The 16599-nt window shown below is 60.6% G+C and carries 17 protein-coding genes; 14 read left to right on the top strand and 3 right to left on the bottom strand.

Annotation, left to right across the window (positions count from 1 at the left end):
• Positions 1–37: 37 nt before the first annotated feature.
• The 7 genes from ACIQWP_RS00555 (at position 38) to ACIQWP_RS00525 (ending at position 5427) form a co-directional block, all read left to right on the top strand.
• Positions 38–691 (top strand): class II aldolase/adducin family protein, encoded by a 654-nt coding sequence (locus ACIQWP_RS00555; protein WP_402782679.1) that lies wholly within the window; start codon positions 38–40, stop codon positions 689–691.
• Positions 692–778: 87 nt separating this feature from the next.
• Positions 779–1054, top strand: a complete 276-nt coding sequence (locus ACIQWP_RS00550) for a type II toxin-antitoxin system ParD family antitoxin (RefSeq protein WP_402780739.1) — start codon at positions 779–781, stop codon at positions 1052–1054.
• Positions 1041–1385, top strand: coding sequence for a type II toxin-antitoxin system RelE/ParE family toxin (locus ACIQWP_RS00545; RefSeq protein ID WP_402780736.1), 345 nt, complete (start codon positions 1041–1043; stop codon positions 1383–1385). Before ACIQWP_RS00550 ends, ACIQWP_RS00545 begins: the two co-directional genes overlap by 14 nt.
• A gap of 179 nt (positions 1386–1564) precedes the next feature.
• Positions 1565–2239, top strand: coding sequence for a response regulator transcription factor (locus ACIQWP_RS00540; protein WP_402780733.1), 675 nt, complete (start codon positions 1565–1567; stop codon positions 2237–2239).
• Entirely contained in the window at positions 2236–3699 is a 1464-nt protein-coding gene (locus ACIQWP_RS00535; protein ID WP_402780730.1) for a sensor histidine kinase, read from the top strand. The genes ACIQWP_RS00540 and ACIQWP_RS00535 overlap by 4 nt, the downstream gene beginning before the upstream one ends.
• Positions 3700–3910: 211 nt before the next feature.
• Positions 3911–4501 (top strand): ankyrin repeat domain-containing protein, encoded by a 591-nt coding sequence (locus ACIQWP_RS00530; RefSeq protein WP_402782677.1) that lies wholly within the window; start codon positions 3911–3913, stop codon positions 4499–4501.
• Between the two features lie 89 nt (positions 4502–4590).
• A complete protein-coding gene (locus ACIQWP_RS00525) occupies positions 4591–5427 on the top strand; it encodes a bifunctional allantoicase/(S)-ureidoglycine aminohydrolase (RefSeq protein WP_402780727.1) in 837 nt (278 codons plus the stop codon).
• 85 nt (positions 5428–5512) lie between these two features.
• Here the strand turns inward: ACIQWP_RS00525 and ACIQWP_RS00520 are convergent, their stop codons facing one another.
• Both ACIQWP_RS00520 and ACIQWP_RS00515 read right to left on the bottom strand, forming a co-directional pair.
• Complete coding sequence (locus ACIQWP_RS00520) at positions 5513–6469, bottom strand: TadE/TadG family type IV pilus assembly protein (RefSeq protein ID WP_402780724.1); 957 nt, start codon at positions 6467–6469, stop codon at positions 5513–5515.
• Between the two features lie 231 nt (positions 6470–6700).
• The gene (locus ACIQWP_RS00515; RefSeq protein ID WP_402780721.1) at positions 6701–8428 is read right to left on the bottom strand and encodes a winged helix-turn-helix domain-containing protein; all 1728 of its coding nucleotides are present in this window, start codon (positions 8426–8428) and stop codon (positions 6701–6703) included.
• Between the two features lie 452 nt (positions 8429–8880).
• Between ACIQWP_RS00515 and ACIQWP_RS00510 the strand changes: the two genes are divergently transcribed.
• Positions 8881–9867, top strand: a complete 987-nt coding sequence (locus ACIQWP_RS00510) for a hypothetical protein (RefSeq protein ID WP_402780718.1) — start codon at positions 8881–8883, stop codon at positions 9865–9867.
• Positions 9868–9934: 67 nt separating this feature from the next.
• Here ACIQWP_RS00510 and ACIQWP_RS00505 read toward each other — a convergent pair whose 3' ends face one another.
• A complete protein-coding gene (locus ACIQWP_RS00505) occupies positions 9935–10885 on the bottom strand; it encodes a LysR family transcriptional regulator (protein ID WP_402780715.1) in 951 nt (316 codons plus the stop codon).
• A gap of 99 nt (positions 10886–10984) precedes the next feature.
• Here ACIQWP_RS00505 and ACIQWP_RS00500 point away from each other — a divergent pair, with 99 nt between their 5' ends.
• From ACIQWP_RS00500 to ACIQWP_RS00475, 6 genes are read left to right on the top strand one after another with little or no spacing between them, the layout of a single operon-like run.
• A complete protein-coding gene (locus tag ACIQWP_RS00500; RefSeq protein ID WP_402780712.1) occupies positions 10985–11860 on the top strand; it encodes a dioxygenase in 876 nt (291 codons plus the stop codon).
• Entirely contained in the window at positions 11857–12918 is a 1062-nt protein-coding gene (locus ACIQWP_RS00495) for a maleylacetate reductase (protein WP_402780709.1), read from the top strand. Before ACIQWP_RS00500 ends, ACIQWP_RS00495 begins: the two co-directional genes overlap by 4 nt.
• 55 nt (positions 12919–12973) lie before the next feature.
• Entirely contained in the window at positions 12974–14254 is a 1281-nt protein-coding gene (locus tag ACIQWP_RS00490) for an ABC transporter substrate-binding protein (RefSeq protein ID WP_402780706.1), read from the top strand.
• A 51-nt stretch (positions 14255–14305) separates the two neighbouring features.
• A complete protein-coding gene (locus ACIQWP_RS00485; protein WP_402780703.1) occupies positions 14306–15025 on the top strand; it encodes an ABC transporter ATP-binding protein in 720 nt (239 codons plus the stop codon).
• Positions 15025–15747: an ABC transporter ATP-binding protein gene (locus ACIQWP_RS00480; protein WP_402780700.1), complete on the top strand. Its 723-nt coding sequence runs from the start codon at positions 15025–15027 to the stop codon at positions 15745–15747. Before ACIQWP_RS00485 ends, ACIQWP_RS00480 begins: the two co-directional genes overlap by 1 nt.
• Positions 15734–16597, top strand: a complete 864-nt coding sequence (locus ACIQWP_RS00475) for a branched-chain amino acid ABC transporter permease (protein WP_402780697.1) — start codon at positions 15734–15736, stop codon at positions 16595–16597. The genes ACIQWP_RS00480 and ACIQWP_RS00475 overlap by 14 nt, the downstream gene beginning before the upstream one ends.
• The last annotated feature ends 2 nt before the right edge of the window (positions 16598–16599 follow it).

The raw sequence follows: 16599 nt of genomic DNA, 5'->3' as shown, positions 1-16599 counted from the left end.
CGTGACGACTTACAACGACAATGCCCTGCGCGAGGAAATGGTAACGATCTGCCGCCGGATGAACGCTTCCGGCATTAACCAGGGGACGGCTGGCAACATGTCGGTGCGGAACCCCAAGGGATTTCTGGTCACGCCAACCTCTCTGCCTTACGACATGATGCAACCGCAGGATCTGGTGCAGATGTATTTCGATGGCGGCTACGAGGGTGAGCGCCGGCCATCATCGGAATGGCGGTTCCATCGCGATATTCTGGCGTCCCGGCAGGACATCGATTGTGTGCTCCATTGCCATTCGGTCTATGCAACCACGCTTGCCGTGCATCACAAGACCATTCCGAGCTTTCACTATATGACCGGTGTGGCGGGCGGTACGACGATCCGCTGCGCACCGTACGCTACCTTCGGCACGCAGGCCCTTTCGGATGCCGCGATCGACGCTCTGCAGGACAGGCTTGCCTGCCTGCTCGGACAACATGGGCAAATCTCGCTCGGAAAGACGCCGGCTGCGGCCCTCGCCCTCGCTATCGAGGTTGAAACCCTGTCGCGTCTTTATGTTCAGGCGCTGACGCTTGGCGAACCGCCCATCCTCGATGACGAAGAGATGGAGCGCGTCATCAGGCAGATGAAAAACATGAGCTATGGACAAGCGCCGGATCTGGATGGCGTCAATGATGTGGCAAAACGCCGGTAGTCATTCCCACCGCATGGATGGTCTCTGCGCGATGTCTTGACACGTATGCGACTGAGTAGCATTTTAGTGCGTGAAGGAGATTGCCCAATGAGCGTCAAGTCGTCGATATCGTTGACCGATCAGCAGGATGCGTTTGCCCGTTCACTCGTCGATACGGGGCGCTATTCCAGCTTGAGTTCGGTTCTCCAGCAAGGCCTGGAATTGCTGCGCCAGAAAACGGAAGCGGAAGCGGCCGAGACGGAAGGCTTGCGCAGGCTCATCCAGCGCCGCGTCGATGGGCCGAAGATCCCGGCATCGGACATGGAAGAGCGGATCGAAAGCATGATCGAGCGCAAGCGGCGAGCTCTTCGTGTGGAGCCTTGAATATTCGAAGGACGCGGACCTCGATTTCGAGTTGATCTTCGATCATCTGTTTGCGGCCTATCTCGATCTCGGGGATGCGCCGGAGGATGCTCTGGAACGTGCGGCCAGCCGCATCCGCGAGCTCCGCCTGGCAATCGATCGATTGGTCGAGACGCCCTATATTGGAACATTGCGGCCGGACATCCATCCCGGCCTCCGTTTCCTGCGGCGGGACAACGCAGCCGTCTGGTTTCTGCCGATCGAGGAGCGCCGGACGATTCTCGTTGCGGCGATTTTCTTTGGCGGTCAGGATCACATCAGGCGGATGCTGGCGCGCTTGTTGCAAGGGTGAGGCGCCAATTGCCGACCCACATGCGATTTCCTGTTCGAGGCTGCGCCTCCTTTTCCTTGATCGTGACCCGTTGATGCCGCCCCTGGTGCCGTCTCGGCAATCTGCGTGTAATGTAGCCGCAATCTTTGGCTGTCAGTGGGGGCACGGGATGGCAATGGTCGTCCTTTGGGGAAAAGTCATTGCGAATTCTGCTTCTCGAGGATGAGCCCGAAATGGCTCGCGCGCTGCTTGAAGCGCTGCGGCGGCGCGACGTGCTCGCCGACCACGTCCGCACGATAGCGGATGCCGATGCCATGGCCCGCGTCGGCACCTATGACGTCCTCGTGCTGGATCGTCGCCTGCCTGATGGCGAAGGGCTGGATCTTGTCGCGGCACTGCGCCAGCGCAAGCATCCCGTACCGATCCTCGTGCTGACCGCGCTCGGCAGCGTCGACCACCGCGTCGACGGGCTCGATAGCGGCGCCGACGATTATCTTGCCAAGCCTTTTGCGATCGAGGAGTTGCTCGCCCGGTTGAGAGCGCTGCAGAGACGGGGACCGACAGTTTCCGACCGGTATCTGAACTTCGGCAATCTGAGCGTCGATCCAAGAACGAACGAGATCTTCGTCAGCGGCTCGCTCGTCGAATTCCCACGCCGTGAATATCTGGTGCTGGAGACGCTGATGCGCCGTCCGAACCGCATCGTGACGCGGCCGAGCCTGATCGAGGCCGTTTATGCACTCGAGGACGAGATCGGATCGAACGCCCTCGATGCGCACATCTCGCGCATTCGAAAGAAACTGCTTCTGGCCGAGGCCACGGTCGAGATAAGGGCTGTGCGAAACATCGGCTATCTGATCCGGGCGAAGGCATGAACCCGGAGCGCAGCCGATCGCTACGCTGGGGGCTGATAAAACGCCTGATCGCCCTGCAGGCGTTCCTGCTCGTTCTCTTCTTCGTCCTGCTCGTTGGTTGGATCTGGATTATCAATCCGGAGCTGGAAGATGCCAATGAAGAGGCCGTTCGCGTCGTCGCCCAGCAGATAACAAGGGATGATGACGGGCAATTGCAGGTGGCGGAGACGCAGGAGGTCGTGGAGCTGAAGCAGCGTTATCCCGAACTCTGGTTCATGATCCGGGATCACAAGGGGATACTCCTGCAATACGGAGAGATACCGACGGCCGCTCTTGGCGAGAGCTTTCCGTGGACGATCGATCGGGCAAGAGTGGAGGCCGGCAATGGGGCGCATGCCACGATCGAGAACCGGGAGACGTCCATCGGCAAACTGCAGATCATGGCGGCCACCGAACGCGGCTTTGACAATGACGGCCTGAATGTGTGGATCAATATGCGCGTCGAGGTTCCCAAAGGCCCGCATGGAGAGATCCATTGGCTCAACGTATTGCCGGCCTTGGCATTCGTCATCTTCATCGGCGTCGCCCCGATACTGGCGCTGACCGGTGTGGCGACGCTGCTCGTCACGCCGCGCGCCGTCGGCCGGTCGCTGAGCGGGCTTGTGGAAACGGCAACGCAGGCGCAGGCGATCGACTTCGACACCCGCTCGGCGCGTCTCGAGCGCTCGAAGGTGCCGACGGAGATCATCCCGCTGGTGGACGCGTTCAATCACGCCCTCTCGAAGCTGGATGAAGGATATAACAGGCACAACCGCTTCCTTGCCGATGCCGCGCATGAGCTGCGGACGCCGATTGCAATCGCACGGACGCGGGCGGATCTCCTGCCCGAAGCCGAGGTCAGTCACCAGCTGCGTGATGATATCGACCGCTTGTCTCGCGTCGCCCATCAACTCCTGGAGATGCAGGCCATCGGCGTAGTCGAATTGCGCGCGGAGAAGAAGGACCTGAACGTGCTGGTCGAAACCATCGCCGCCGATCTCGCGCCGATCGCCATGGACGCCGGCTACGACTTCGATTTCGAGCCGAGCCCCGAGGAAGCAGTCTTCGTGATCCAGACCTCGACGATCGAAATGGCGGTCGTCAACCTGATCCGAAATGCGATCGATCACGCCGGAGGAAAAGGCTCGATCATCGTGCGCGTCGGCGCTGCCGGTACGATCGATGTGTACGACGAAGGACCAGGCATACCGCCGGCGGAACGCGATCGCGTCTTCGAGCCGTTTCGCCGCATCAATGCCAGTTCGTCGGGTGCAGGCCTGGGGTTGAATCTGGTCAAGAAGGCGGCCGAGCTGCACGGCGGACGCGTTTCATTCCCGGACACCAGCCACGGCTTTTGCGTAAGGCTGCAGATCGGGTCCATACCGCCCTCGGTCGTGGTCGCGGACATGGGCTGGCGGCGGAAGCCTCAGGCGCCGGGCTGAAATCATGCGTGCCGGCTATTGCAACGCAAAATCCTGAAAGTGTTTTCATTTTCTCAGCGGTCAGGGCTCGGATATTTGATTTTCTGAAGCCGGGTTCCCTGCTAGGTTCCGGTGAGACACACCAACGGGATAAGGCATGTTGAAACTTCTGCTGTCGGCCTGGCTCTTCCTGGCGGCTGTCTGCACCCCTTTTCTTGCCTTCGGCGATACAATGGATCTTCGACTACACAAGGCTGCCGCTGCGGGCGACGTTGCAGCCATCCGCGCGCTGCTCGGCAACGGTGCAGCCATCGAGGCGCGGGACGCAAGCGGTGCGACGCCGTTGCTTGTCGCGACGCACGGCAACAAGGTGGAGGCTGCACGGGTGCTGATGGAGGCGGGCGCCGACGTCAACGCCAAGGACGATATTCAAGACAGCCCCTATCTCTATGCCGGCGCTCGCGGTCATCTGGATATTCTCACACTGACGCTCGCTCACGGGGCGGATCTCAAAAGCATCAACCGTTATGGCGGCACGGCGCTCATTCCCGCGTCCGAGCGCGGTCATGTCGAAACGGTCGACGCCTTGATCAAGGCGGGTGTCGATGTCGATCACGTCAATCACCTTGGATGGACGGCCCTGATCGAGGCCGTCATTCTCAGCGATGGCGGCCTGCGCCATGTTCGGATCGTCAGGCTATTGATAGATGCCGGCGCAAACGTCAATCTGGCAGACAATGACGGCGTGACGCCGCTGCGACATGCCCGCAGCCGTGGTTATGCTGAAATCGTGAGATTACTGGAGGAAGCAGGGGCGGCGTAACGTAACATCCCGACTTCCGACGCTATGCAATACGACTGGGAGGCAGATGCCTTAGCCTCCCGAAACGATGAGAATGAAGGGCTTACACAATGCAAAGAAACTATTATTCCTCCCTGGGCGGTCATCCGCCGCAAAGCGATCTGTTGACGGGCCGTGCCGTGTTTACGGAGGCCTATGCCGTCATCCCGAAGGGAGTGATGCAGGACATCGTCACCAGCTATCTGCCCTTCTGGAACGATACGCGCTGCTGGGTGATCGCCCGGCCGCTTTCGGGTTTCGCCGAAACCTTTTCGCAATATGTCATGGAAGTGGCACCGGGCGGCGGCAGCGACAGGCCGGAGCAGGATGCAGAAGCCGAAGGCGTATTATTCGTCGTCGACGGCGAGATCGAACTCACCTTGCCCTCCGGCAAGCATGTTCTCCAGCCGGGCGGCTATGCCTTTCTGCCGCCGGGCCTAAAATGGTCGCTGCACAACCGATCCGTCGCCCATGCCCGCTTCCACTGGATTCGCAAGGCTTATGAGGCTGTCGAGGGGCTGGCTCATCCGGAGCCGCTTATCCTCAATGAGAAGGATATCGCCCCGTCCGCCATGGCGGGCACGGAGGGACGCTGGGCAACGACCCGCTTCGTCGATCCGTCCGACTTGCGGCACGACATGCATGTGACGATCGTCACCCTGCAGCCCGGTGCAGTCATCCCCTTTGCGGAAACCCATGTCATGGAACACGGCCTCTATGTGCTGGAAGGCAAGGCCGTCTATCGGCTGAACCAGGATTGGGTCGAAGTGGAGGCCGGCGATTTCATGTGGCTGCGCGCCTTCTGCCCGCAGGCTTGCTATGCCGGAGGCCCTGGCCCGTTCCGCTACCTGCTCTACAAGGACGTCAACCGCCATATGGCGCTTCGTCCCTTCGGTTCGCGCCGTTAGGCCAAGTCGCCCTGCAAAGAACCCGGCGTCACGTATGGCGCCGGGTGACTTTGTTCATTCAGTCGGCCGCGTGACTACGGCCGCATCAGTTGGTTAGGCGCACGGCATCGCCGTCGGCCGACGAGCATTGCGACGAGATCGTATAGAAGAAGTCCTGTCGATCCCAGCCGCCCCCATCTTCCCAGGCGTGCTTTTGCGCCGCCTGGCAGCCGAAATAATTCTCGATCGGCAGGGTGACGCCCTTCGGAAGCTCGCTGCCATCGACGAAGAGATAGTTCGACGTGCTCGGATCATCCGTCCGCAGCGTCAGGTCGTATTTGGTGCTGGCCGAGTTCTTGCTGCTGCAGCTCACGGCGTTGCTGTTTGATATGGATGCCGCTTTGCCGATCGGGCAGCCGTCGTTCTTGACGTCCATCTGCAGCACCAGCTTGGTGTATTGACCCAGCGTAATTGGGCCGGACGGAACGGCCGTCATGGTGCCCTGGCCGTCGTTGTTGTGGGTCGTCGGCTGATAGGTCACGGTGCCGACAACCGTTTCGGCGGTCGAATTGGGCCTGACGACACGGATGGTGATGATTTTATAGTACCATCCCTGCGCCTGTGTCGGCGTGAGCGTCACGATATCGGGCTTTGCAGGGGCCGTGGCCTGTGAGTTCACGCCGATGTTGACGGTGTTGATATTCACCACGCGCATCAGGTTCGTCGGCACGGCTCCGGTCAAGTTGACCGAAAGAATGCGTCCGTTTGCTGTGATGGTGTAACTGAGGTTGGCGGGTGTCGTGTCTGCGTAGGCGGTGATGAAGCGCGTTGCCTCCGCCTGTGCGGCAGCCAAATTGGTGCCATCGAAAATCTTGCCGCCGGCCAGTGCGGCACCATCGGCGATTTCCTGCAAATTCGTCCGCTGATGCACCGCCGACGCATAATCGACGGCCATGCCGCCAGCTGCGGCCAGAGGGACGGCGATCAGGGCCGTCAGTATCGCAAAATTGCCGGCGCGATCTTTTGCTAGGCGGCTTATATGCCGCGAAAAGTGAATGCCCATTATTCCTACCAGAAAAAGACTTAAACTTTGGCCGGAGAATGCGCAAAAGATATAAAGACGTGGTTTAGAAGGTGGCTCAAGTTCTAGTGATGGAGCACATTTTTTATGCTGCTGCTCACGTGGCGGCGAAATGCGGATGCTTTGGTAATACTTTATATCCAGGAGAATTTATCAGCGGTGGATGCGGAAAGACCCTGCAATCTGAGATGAGTGTTGCGCAGCGCATCTTCATCAATTCCGATCGTCCGACTTTTGCGCTTCGTCGCCGGCCGGTAGCCCCATCGCAATCAGCGTTCGGGTAATTTCCCGGACGGCTTCGAGGTAGACCGGGCTGGTGTTGCGAGCGGGCAGGGAAATATTGACGGCTGTCGAGCCCGGTCTTAGTTCAAGCCCCTTCGCCAGAGCCTGTTTTGCCTCGTCGGATCGGCCCAATCGCTGATAGGCGGTCGCCAAAAGCATATGCGCCCGTCCCGTCCCGGGCGTGATTGCGATAGAGCGTTGCAGCCATGTAGCGGCATCTTCATTGCGATTTAAAAGTATATCCGCGAATCCAGCGCCAAGCAGCCACGTCCAACGCGAAACTGCCGGCGTATCGAAGCGGTCGGCCAGCGCGAATGTTGCAAGCGCATCCTCGAAACGGCCGAGTTGAACCTGCGTCAGACCGAGATGGAACAACGCCGTGCCGTCCCACGGATTGAGGCTCAGCACTCTTGCGCAAGCGACAAGACTTTCTGAGAACTGATTGGTCACGGTCAGGAAACGACAATAGATGCCGAGCACCTGGACAGAGTTTGGCTTGCTTCGCAGCGCGTGCTCGAGCAGGGCTCGCGCCTCGTTTTCGGCTGCCTTGCCCTCTGCTGCATCATACCAGGCGAGCTGAATTCCGCGCAGATGCAGCGCCGCAAGCGCGATCTGCAGATCGGTATTGTTCGGCTGATCGTTCAAATATTTTTCAAGGATCGATCGTGCCGTCGCGAAGCGTTCCTTCGTCGTCTGGTTGATCGACGCGGTCGCCTGCTGGATCGCGACGCCGGCGGCGCCGGCCCCGGGGGCCGGGCTGTCGTTCTCTTCGAATTTGTTGAGGCGGTTGGCAAGTTCGTAGCCCGCCCCCGCCGCGAGCCGCGACGCAAGGCGCTGCTTGTCAGGCTCGTTGGCATCCAGCGTAACCTCGGCGACCGATTCGATCTCGCGGCTGCCGGCCTTGATGAGCCGTGTTTGAAAGATCCAAGATTGCGGACTTCTCTGCAGTTCACCTTGCAGAAGGAAATCGGCTTTGCCGCCGAGCCCGGACGGAGGTTTGGCCGCCGCTGGACCTTGTTCCTTGGGAGCTATCAGGCGAATATTGTCGATCTTGGCCAGGCCGTTCACCATCTCTGCGGCGACGCCCTGCGCCAAGGCGGCGCTTTGGGGATCGCCGACGGCATCGACAACAGGCAGCACTTCGATGACCGGCTCACTGGCGCCCAGAACGTTGACGGATCGGGAAGAAGAGACGGCGAAATAGATGATGGCGATTGCGCCAAGAATGGCCAATGTGCCGAGAGCGAGAACCCTGCGGGAGCCGAGCCGGCGTCGTATCTCAACGTCACCCGCGACCTGCCTTGGATCGGAAATCTGCATATCGCGCGCGGCAGACGGAAGATCCTGGCCCGCCTGCCTTGAGGACACCTCGGCGGTAAACAGATAGCCGCGACCAGACACGAGCTTGATCATGTGCCGCTCTGTGTCCCCCAGCGCAGCGCGGATTTCGCGAATACATTGAAACAGGCTGTCTTCCCCGACGTGAATCCCGGGCCAGACCGCTTCCATCAGTTCCTGCTTGCCGACGACGCGCCTGTTGTGGGCGACGAGGAAGTTCAACAATTCAAAAGCTTTTGGGCGCAGCCGGATCGCGGAACCATCGGGTCCGTGAAGCTCGGCACGATCCGGATCAAGAACGAACCCAGCAAAACAAAACACCTGATCCCAACGATCCCCAACTGTACCATTTAAAATATGGCACAATATAAGGAGAGCTTAGCTCGGCAGTCAACGTGCCGATGCGGCCATCACCAAAACATGTCGTTACCCGCATGGGCAGAATGACAACCCACCGGCAAAATTGGCCGAGCCCCGATTTTCTCCGCAAAATCACAGATTTCAGAAAAATATCAGAAAATATCAGAACCTTGCCATGGCCTTATCAGGACGCCGTTGCGCTCGTCCGACTATTGTTTGGACAGATAAAGAGAAACTACGGCAGTTGTTCGTGAGCTGAGGGGAAATGCTCAATATCGTCAGGAATGGATGGGGATATTCTTTATCGCCGCCCGTACTTCTTCGAATTGTGCATTCCTTGCACCCATGATTGTCCCGGAACGGCATAATGATGTTCTGGACGCAGCCAGCCGACAATCTTGAGAGAGCTTTCCATGGGAAAGGTACTTGATTTTCAGGTGCATCGATCGGCGGATGCCATGCGCGCGCGCAAGGCATTGCCGCCGAGCAAGGTAGACGGCCTGTTCGAGCCGGTGGAATTTTTCCGGGCGCTCTCGCTGTTGGCACGAAGCTTTATCGCGGTTCACGAGGCTTCGCCGCGAACCGCGGCGCTTTTTGCGACCCAGCAGCGCTGGCTCTTGTGTCACGCGGCGCTCGGCGACTATTTTCGAGTATTTAGCAAATCCGGAGCGGGGCTAACCCGACGAGGTCTCGGAAATCTCGCCCTGCAATATGCTATTGCCAGCCGCAACACGGCATATGCCTTTTTCGACGAAGCCCTGCAATATGATATCATTCGCCCGATTGCCGCGGCCAATGGCCTTCCATCGGAGCAGGTCGCACCGGCGCCGTTTACGCTGGAGATGCTCATCCATTGGTATAGCGTGCATTTTCAGGCCCTCGATCTCATCGATGGCGGGAACAGGACGGCGAGATTCCACACCGAGCCGGAAAATCTGCTGGTATCCATGCAGCCGATTGCCGCGCACGCACTTTTGACGAGTCCCGCGATCCGTAGCCCCGGTCCGCTCTACACGATCTTCACCTGGGCCGATGCCGGCGGGCTGCTGATGGATAGGCTGATTGCCGGAATAGAGCCGGACGTGCTGGCGGGAGACGGCAAGCTTCTGACGGATGTGAATTCGATTTCCTATCTGGCGCAATCATTCGGCTTGTCGCGAGCCCATACCAGCCGCAAGCTTGCGGCTGCGGAATCGATCGGAGGTATTGGCTGGAGCGGACGGCGAGGCCGGTCGCAACTCTGGGTCTCACGCGGCTTTTATGAGGAATATGCACACGCGCATGCCCGCAAGCTGCTCATCCTCGATGAGGCCTTTGCCGAGGCATCGTCGGCGCTGGAGCCGCTGTCCGAAAAGTCGGTCGCGACCGCCGATAGGGGACCGGCGCAAGAGTTAGCCTGAGAAGGGCTCCTCGCGCCAGGCAAAGGCGGCAGCCACGCTGCTGAAATTCCGGCTCAAACCGTCGTCGTCAAAGTCCCCAGATCACCGACTCCTCATGGCGTTTGATCAGATGCCGAAGATCCTGGAAGCCTGCGCGGACGAAGTCGGCAAACTGGTCGACGGCGGGCGCACGTGGGGCATCGATGCGCTTGAGGATAGCAAGCGCGCGCTCTGGATGCGGAATGGTGATCGGCAGTGCGGTGATCGTCTTTTCCTTGCGTTGGGCAAAGACGACGCTATGCGGCATGACGGTCAGCGCGTCGGCCGATTTCAGGTAGTTGATCACACTCATCAGCGAGCCGCCCGTGTAGCGGATCTTGATCTCGGTTGCGCCGAAGGAGAGCAGCAGGGCGCGCAGGTCGGCCAGCAGCGGGCTTCCTGGCGGTGGCGCAATCCAGGGGTAATCGAGAAGATGGCTCGGTTGCGGCCGGCGTTTCAGAAGCAGAGGGTGCGTCACCCGGCAGGCGACGACGTTACGCCCCGGAAGAATCTGCTGGAACTCTAGCCCCGACCCCTCGTCGAGTATGTCGATGGGGCATATGGCAAGATCGATCTGGTCGGCCTTGAGGGCGGCGCGCAAGTCGGGAAAGTAGCCGTAACTCTGGTCGATGCGCACGTCCGGATGGCTTGCCTGAAACTCTGCGCACAGGCGGGCAATCAACGCGTCCATAAAGAAGGGCGTGCCGCCGATCCGCACGACGCCGCTCTTGCCGACGCGGAAGCTCTCCACGAAATCCGACGCCTTGCGCGAGGCCGCCAGCATGACAAGGCCATGTTCGGCGAGCGACAACCCAAGCGGCGTCGGCTGCAGCGGCCGGCGACCCCGAATGAATAGCGGCTCGCCGACACGCTTCTCCAGCATGGACAATGTGCGCGAAACCGCCGGTTGCGCCAGGCCCAGTAGGGCTGCGCCTTCCGTAACGCCGCCCGTCTTCACGACGGCGGCGAGCTGAATGAGGTGGCGTTCATCGAATTTCATAACGATCTGTTATACTGATGCGCAACAAAATCATCAATCCATGGTGTTTCCGCTGTTAATGTACTTTCCAACCTGCACAGCAGATTTTGGAGGATGAGCATGGCGGGGCATGCCAAGGCGCTCACATTCAGCGAAGCGACGTCATCGGAGGCCTTCTCCGAGCGCTTCGCCGCAAATGGCGATGGCAATCTGCCGCGACTGATCGCCGCCGCAGTGACCCATGTGCATGATCTCATCAAGCAGTTTCGGCCGACGCAGGACGAGTGGCGCCAGCTCATCGCGTTTCTGACGGAGGTGGGCCACGCTTCGGATGAAAGGCGCCAGGAATGGGTGCTCTTGTCGGATCTCGTCGGCGCCTCGGCGCTCGTCGAGGAGATCAATTGCAGACGTCCGAAGACGGCAACGCCCAATACCATCCGCGGGCCATTCTTCCGCAGCGATGCGCCGGAGCGTGTCTCCGGGTCCTCAATCTCGCTCGATGGCGTCGGCGAGCCGTTGATGGTTTCCGCGCGGGTGCAGGATCTGGACGGTCTGCCGATCGCCGGTGCCGAGATCATCACCTGGCAGGCCAACGGCGAAGGCTTCTATGAAAACCAGCAGCCCGATCTCCAGCCGGAACATAATCTTCGCGGTCTCTTCCGCACGGATGCGGATGGATGCTTCCATTATCGCTCGGTGATGCCGGCGGGTTATGGCGTGCCGAATGACGGGCCGGTTGGGCGATTGCTTGCAGATGCAGGCTATCCGCTGCATCGCCCGGCTCATCTGCATTTCGTCGTTCGCGCCAAGGGTTTCGAAACAATCACGACTCATATCTACGATGCGAACGACCCGAATCTTGCCGAGGATGCACTCTTCGGTGTGCGGCCGGAACTCGTCACCAGTTTTGAAGCCACCGACGTCGGCGGAAGGCGAGGCAAGGCAGCGAGCCTCACCTTCGTCATGGTCAGAGCAAAGCCGGGGAGGGCAGGATGAGCCAAGTTTTTTCCTATGCGGGCAGCCCGGCCCAGATCGTCTTTGGCGCCGGTAGCAGAAGCGCGGTGGCTGAATGGATCGCAAAAGCTGGCTGCAAGCGAGCCTTGGTCCTGTCGACGCCGCACCAGAAAGCTGATGCGGAGGCACTGGCCCAAGAGATCGGCCCGCTCGCCTGCGGCGTCTTCACGGGCGCCGCCATGCACACGCCGGTCGATGTGACCGAGGCGGCGATGAAAGTGGTGGCGGAAACCGGAGCGGACTGTGTCGTTTCTCTCGGTGGTGGCTCGACGACCGGGCTCGGCAAGGCGATCGCCTATCGCACCGATCTCATTCAGATCGTCATTCCGACAACCTATGCCGGCTCGGAAGTGACGCCGATCCTCGGCCAGACCGAAGGCGGACGCAAGACGACGGTTCGTGACGCCAGGATACTGCCGGAAATCGTCATTTACGATCCTTCGCTGACACTCGGGCTGCCAGTCGCCATGAGCGTGACGAGTGGCCTCAACGCCATGGCGCATGCCGTCGAGGCGCTTTATGCGCGGGACCGCAATCCGATTTCGAGCTTGATGGCACTGGAAGGCCTGCGCGCCTTTGTGCGAAGCCTGCCCGTCATCGTGAAGGAGCCGAAAAACGCCGAGGCCCGCAGCGATGCGCTTTATGGCGCCTGGCTCTGTGGTTCGGTGCTCGGCACCGTCGGAATGGCGTTGCATCACAAGATCTGCCACACGCTGGGCGGCTCGTTCGATACGCCGCACGCGGAAACCCACGCGGTGATGCTGCCGCATACGGCCGCCTTCAACGCGGCTGCGGCAGCGTCAGAATTGGCGGAAGCAGCCGGCATTTTCGACGGTTCAATTGGCGGCGGCCTCTGGGATTTCGCCAAGGCGGTCGGAGCGCCGCTGTCGCTTCATGAATTCGGGCTGACGGAGGCTGATCTCGATCGCGCCGCGTCGATCGCTGTCGAGAACCCATACTGGAATCCGCGGCCGATCGACCGGGACTCGATCAGAACTCTCTTGCAGGATGCATGGGAGGGCCGGCGACCGGCCGACTAGGACTTGGCGCCTGCTGGCGCGCTCTTTGGGAGGAGAGACAATGAGGGGAGGAAACATGTTCACGAGACGCGAATTTCTGAAGACGACGGCTGCCGGCGGTGCCGCGTTAGCAGCTTCGGGCCCGGCCATGCCGGCCATTGCCAAGGATGCGACGATCAAGCTCGGCTATGTCAGTCCGCAGACAGGGCCGCTCGCCGCCTTCGGCGAAGCGGACAAGTTCGTCATCGATGCCTTTCTGGCAACGACCAAGGCAAAGGGCCTCAACTATGAGGTCGTGGTCAAGGATAGCCAGTCCAACCCCAACCGTGCGGCAGAAGTCGCGAAGGAGCTGATCGTCGACGACCAGATCAATCTGATGCTGGTCTCCTCGACGCCGGAAACCACCAATCCGGTCTCCACCACCTGCGAGGCGGAAGAGATGCCCTGCATTTCGACTGTGGCGCCCTGGCAGCCCTGGTTCATCGGTCAGCAAGGCAATCCCGGCGACCCGGCTTCGTGGAAGCCCTTCAACTATGCCTATCACTTCTTCTGGGGGCTGGAGGACATCATCGCCGTCTTTACCGGCATGTGGGGCCAGATCGACACGAACAAGAAGGTGGGTGGCCTGTTCCCGAACGACGGCGACGGCAATGCCTGGGGCGACAAGGTCGTCGGCTTCCCGCCTGTTCTGGAAAAGCTCGGCTACGGGCTCACGGATACCGGCCGCTACCAGAACCTGACGGATGATTTCTCGGCACAGATCAACGCCTTCAAGCAGGCCGGCACGGATATCCTGACCGGCGTCATGATCCCGCCCGACCTCACGACATTCTGGAACCAGGCCAAGCAGCAGGGCCTCAAGCCGAAGGTCGCCTCGATCGGCAAGGCGCTTCTTTTTCCGCAGACCGTCGAGGCGCTGGGGAATGCCGGGCACAATCTGTCGACGGAAGTCTGGTGGACACCAACGCATCCGTTCAAGTCATCCCTGACCGGGGAGAGCGCTGCCGCCGTCGCCGATGCCTTCACCAAGGCGACCGGCCGACCGTGGACGCAGCCGATCGGCTTTGCCCACGCGCTGTTCGAGCTGGCCGTCGACGTGATGAAGCGCGCCGGGGATGCCGGCGATGCCGAAACGGTCGCCAAGGCGATCGGCGAAACGAAGCTCGATACGCTCGTCGGGCCGATTGCCTGGGGCAACGAGAAGCTTCCGCCATTCGCCCAGAAGAATGTCGCCAAGACGCCGCTGGTCGGCGGCCAATGGCGGCTGAAGTCGGGCGGGGGTTACGACCTCGTCGTTGTCGAAAATGGGTTGGCGCCGAATGTGCCGCTCGGCGGCAAGCTCGAAGCGCTCACGTGAGAGGACGGCTGCCCGGCTTTCCCGTCGGGCGGCCTCCAATGGAGAACGACAATGCCCATACTGGAATTAAACGGAGTCTCGAAATCCTTCGGTGCGCTCGTCGTGGCCGAGGATATCGGCTTCTCCGTCGAGCCCGGGGAAGCACTCGGGATCATCGGGCCGAACGGCGCCGGCAAGTCGACGCTGTTCAACCTGATCAACGGTAATCTCTCGGTGGCGCGCGGATCGATCCGCTTCGATGGTCGAGATGTCACCCACACGCCGCCGATGCAGCGCTGCTTTGCCGGCATGGGCCGCACCTTTCAGATTCCGCAGCCTTTCGAGCGGCTGACGGTATATGAAAACTTGCTCGTCGCAGGTGCTTTTGGCGCGCAGGCGACGGAGAGAAACGTCTCCGATCTTTGCGCGGATATCCTCATCGAGACCGGCTTGATCGCCAAGGCAAACATGCCGGCGGGATCGCTGACCCTCCTGGAGCGCAAGCGCCTGGAGCTGGCCCGCGCTTTGGCGACCCAGCCGAAGCTGTTGCTTCTCGATGAGATTGCCGGCGGGCTGACGGAAGGCGAGTGCCGCCAGCTCGTCGCGACGATCAAACGGGTCCATCAGCGCGGCGTTGCGCTCATCTGGATCGAGCATGTGCTGCACGCTTTGACGGCAGTGGTTGAGCGCATTCTTGTGCTCAATTTCGGACGGGTGATCGGCATCGGCGAGCCGGAAGCAATCATGGCTTCGAACGAGGTGCGCGAAATCTATCTGGGGATGGAAGTCTGATGGCAAGTCTCCTCGAAATCCGCGGCCTCACGGCCTCCTATGGCGATTTCCAGGCGGTGCTTGGTGTCGATCTGCATCTGGAGGCTGGCGAGACCATCGCCGTCATCGGCGCAAACGGTGCCGGAAAATCGACGCTGATGCGCTCGATTGCCGGCGTCATAACCAACAAGCCCGATATGGTTCTGCATCACGGCGAGCCGATCGGAGCCATAGCGGCATCCGATGTGGTGCGACGCGGTATTGCGCTTGTGCCCGAAGGGCGAAAACTGTTTCCGTCGCTGACGGTCGAGGAAAATCTGCGGATCGGTCGTTATGGCCGCCGTGTCGCCGGGCCATGGACGCTCGACAGCATCTATTCGCTATTTCCAGTTCTGAGGGAAAGGCGCCGCAATCCGGCAACGGCGCTTTCGGGCGGGCAGCAGCAGATGGTCGCGATCGGAAGGGCGCTGATGTCCAATCCGGAAGTCGTGCTCTGCGACGAGCTGAGCCTTGGTCTTGCTCCCGTGGTCATCAAGGACATTTATGCCGCTTTTTCGCGGATCCGTGCTGCTGGGGCGGCCATCGTCATCGTCGAGCAGGATATCGCGCAGGCGCTGAAGGTCGCAGACCGCGTCTATTGCATGATGGAGGGCCGCATCACCCTGACAGGTCGTCCGGTGGAGCTCGATCGCGCCGATATCCATGCAGCCTATTTTGGAGCGGATACCCATGAACTGGCTTGATACGCTTCTTCAAGGTGTGCTGCTGGGCGGCCTTTATGCGCTGTTTGCGGCGGGGCTGAGCCTCGTCTTCGGCATCATGCGGCTCGTCAATCTCGCCCACGGCGATTTGATCGTGCTGGCGGCTTTCCTGATCCTGACACTCGTTTCGTTGCTCGGCCTCAATCCCTTTCTGGCGGCGCTGATCGCCGCGCCTCTGATGTTCGCCGTCGGCTGGGTGCTGCAATATCATTTGCTGAACCGCACGCTCGGCAAGGACATTCTGCCGCCTTTGCTCGTTACCTTCGGCCTGTCGATCGTCATCCAGAACGGCCTTCTCGAAGGCTTCACGGCCGACAGCAGGCGAATCTCGGCCGGCGCTATGGAAACCGCCTCGCTGCAGTTCGGCGGCATCAATGCCGGCGTGATGCCGCTCATCACCTTTGCCTCGGCCGCCCTTGTCATCGTCGCACTTAACCAGCTGATCTATCGCACGGAGCTCGGCCGGGCCTTCCGCGCCACCTCGGACGATGTGGTCACAGCAAGCCTGATGGGCATCCGACCGAACTCGATCTTCGCCATCGCCACAGGCCTTGCGATGATAATTGTGACAGTAGCGGCGCTCTATCTCGGGATGCGGGCAAATTTCGATCCGACGGCAGGGCCGGCGCGGCTCATCTACGCTTTCGAGGCCGTTATCATCGGTGGCCTCGGCTCACTCTGGGGCACGCTTGCCGGCGGTATCATTCTGGGGGTCGCGCAGACCATGGGAGCGGCGATCAATCCCGAATGGCAGATCCTTGCTGGGCACATCGCCTTCCTATGCGTGCTTCTCTTCCGGCCGCGCGGCCTTTTCCCCCGAGCAGTGGATTGAGG

It is taken from the genome of Rhizobium sp. NPDC090279 (assembly GCF_044769665.1).
Lineage (GTDB): Bacteria > Pseudomonadota > Alphaproteobacteria > Rhizobiales > Rhizobiaceae > Rhizobium.
Note: the sequence above shows the minus strand (reverse complement) of the source record. Positions and strands in the feature narration are given on the sequence as shown.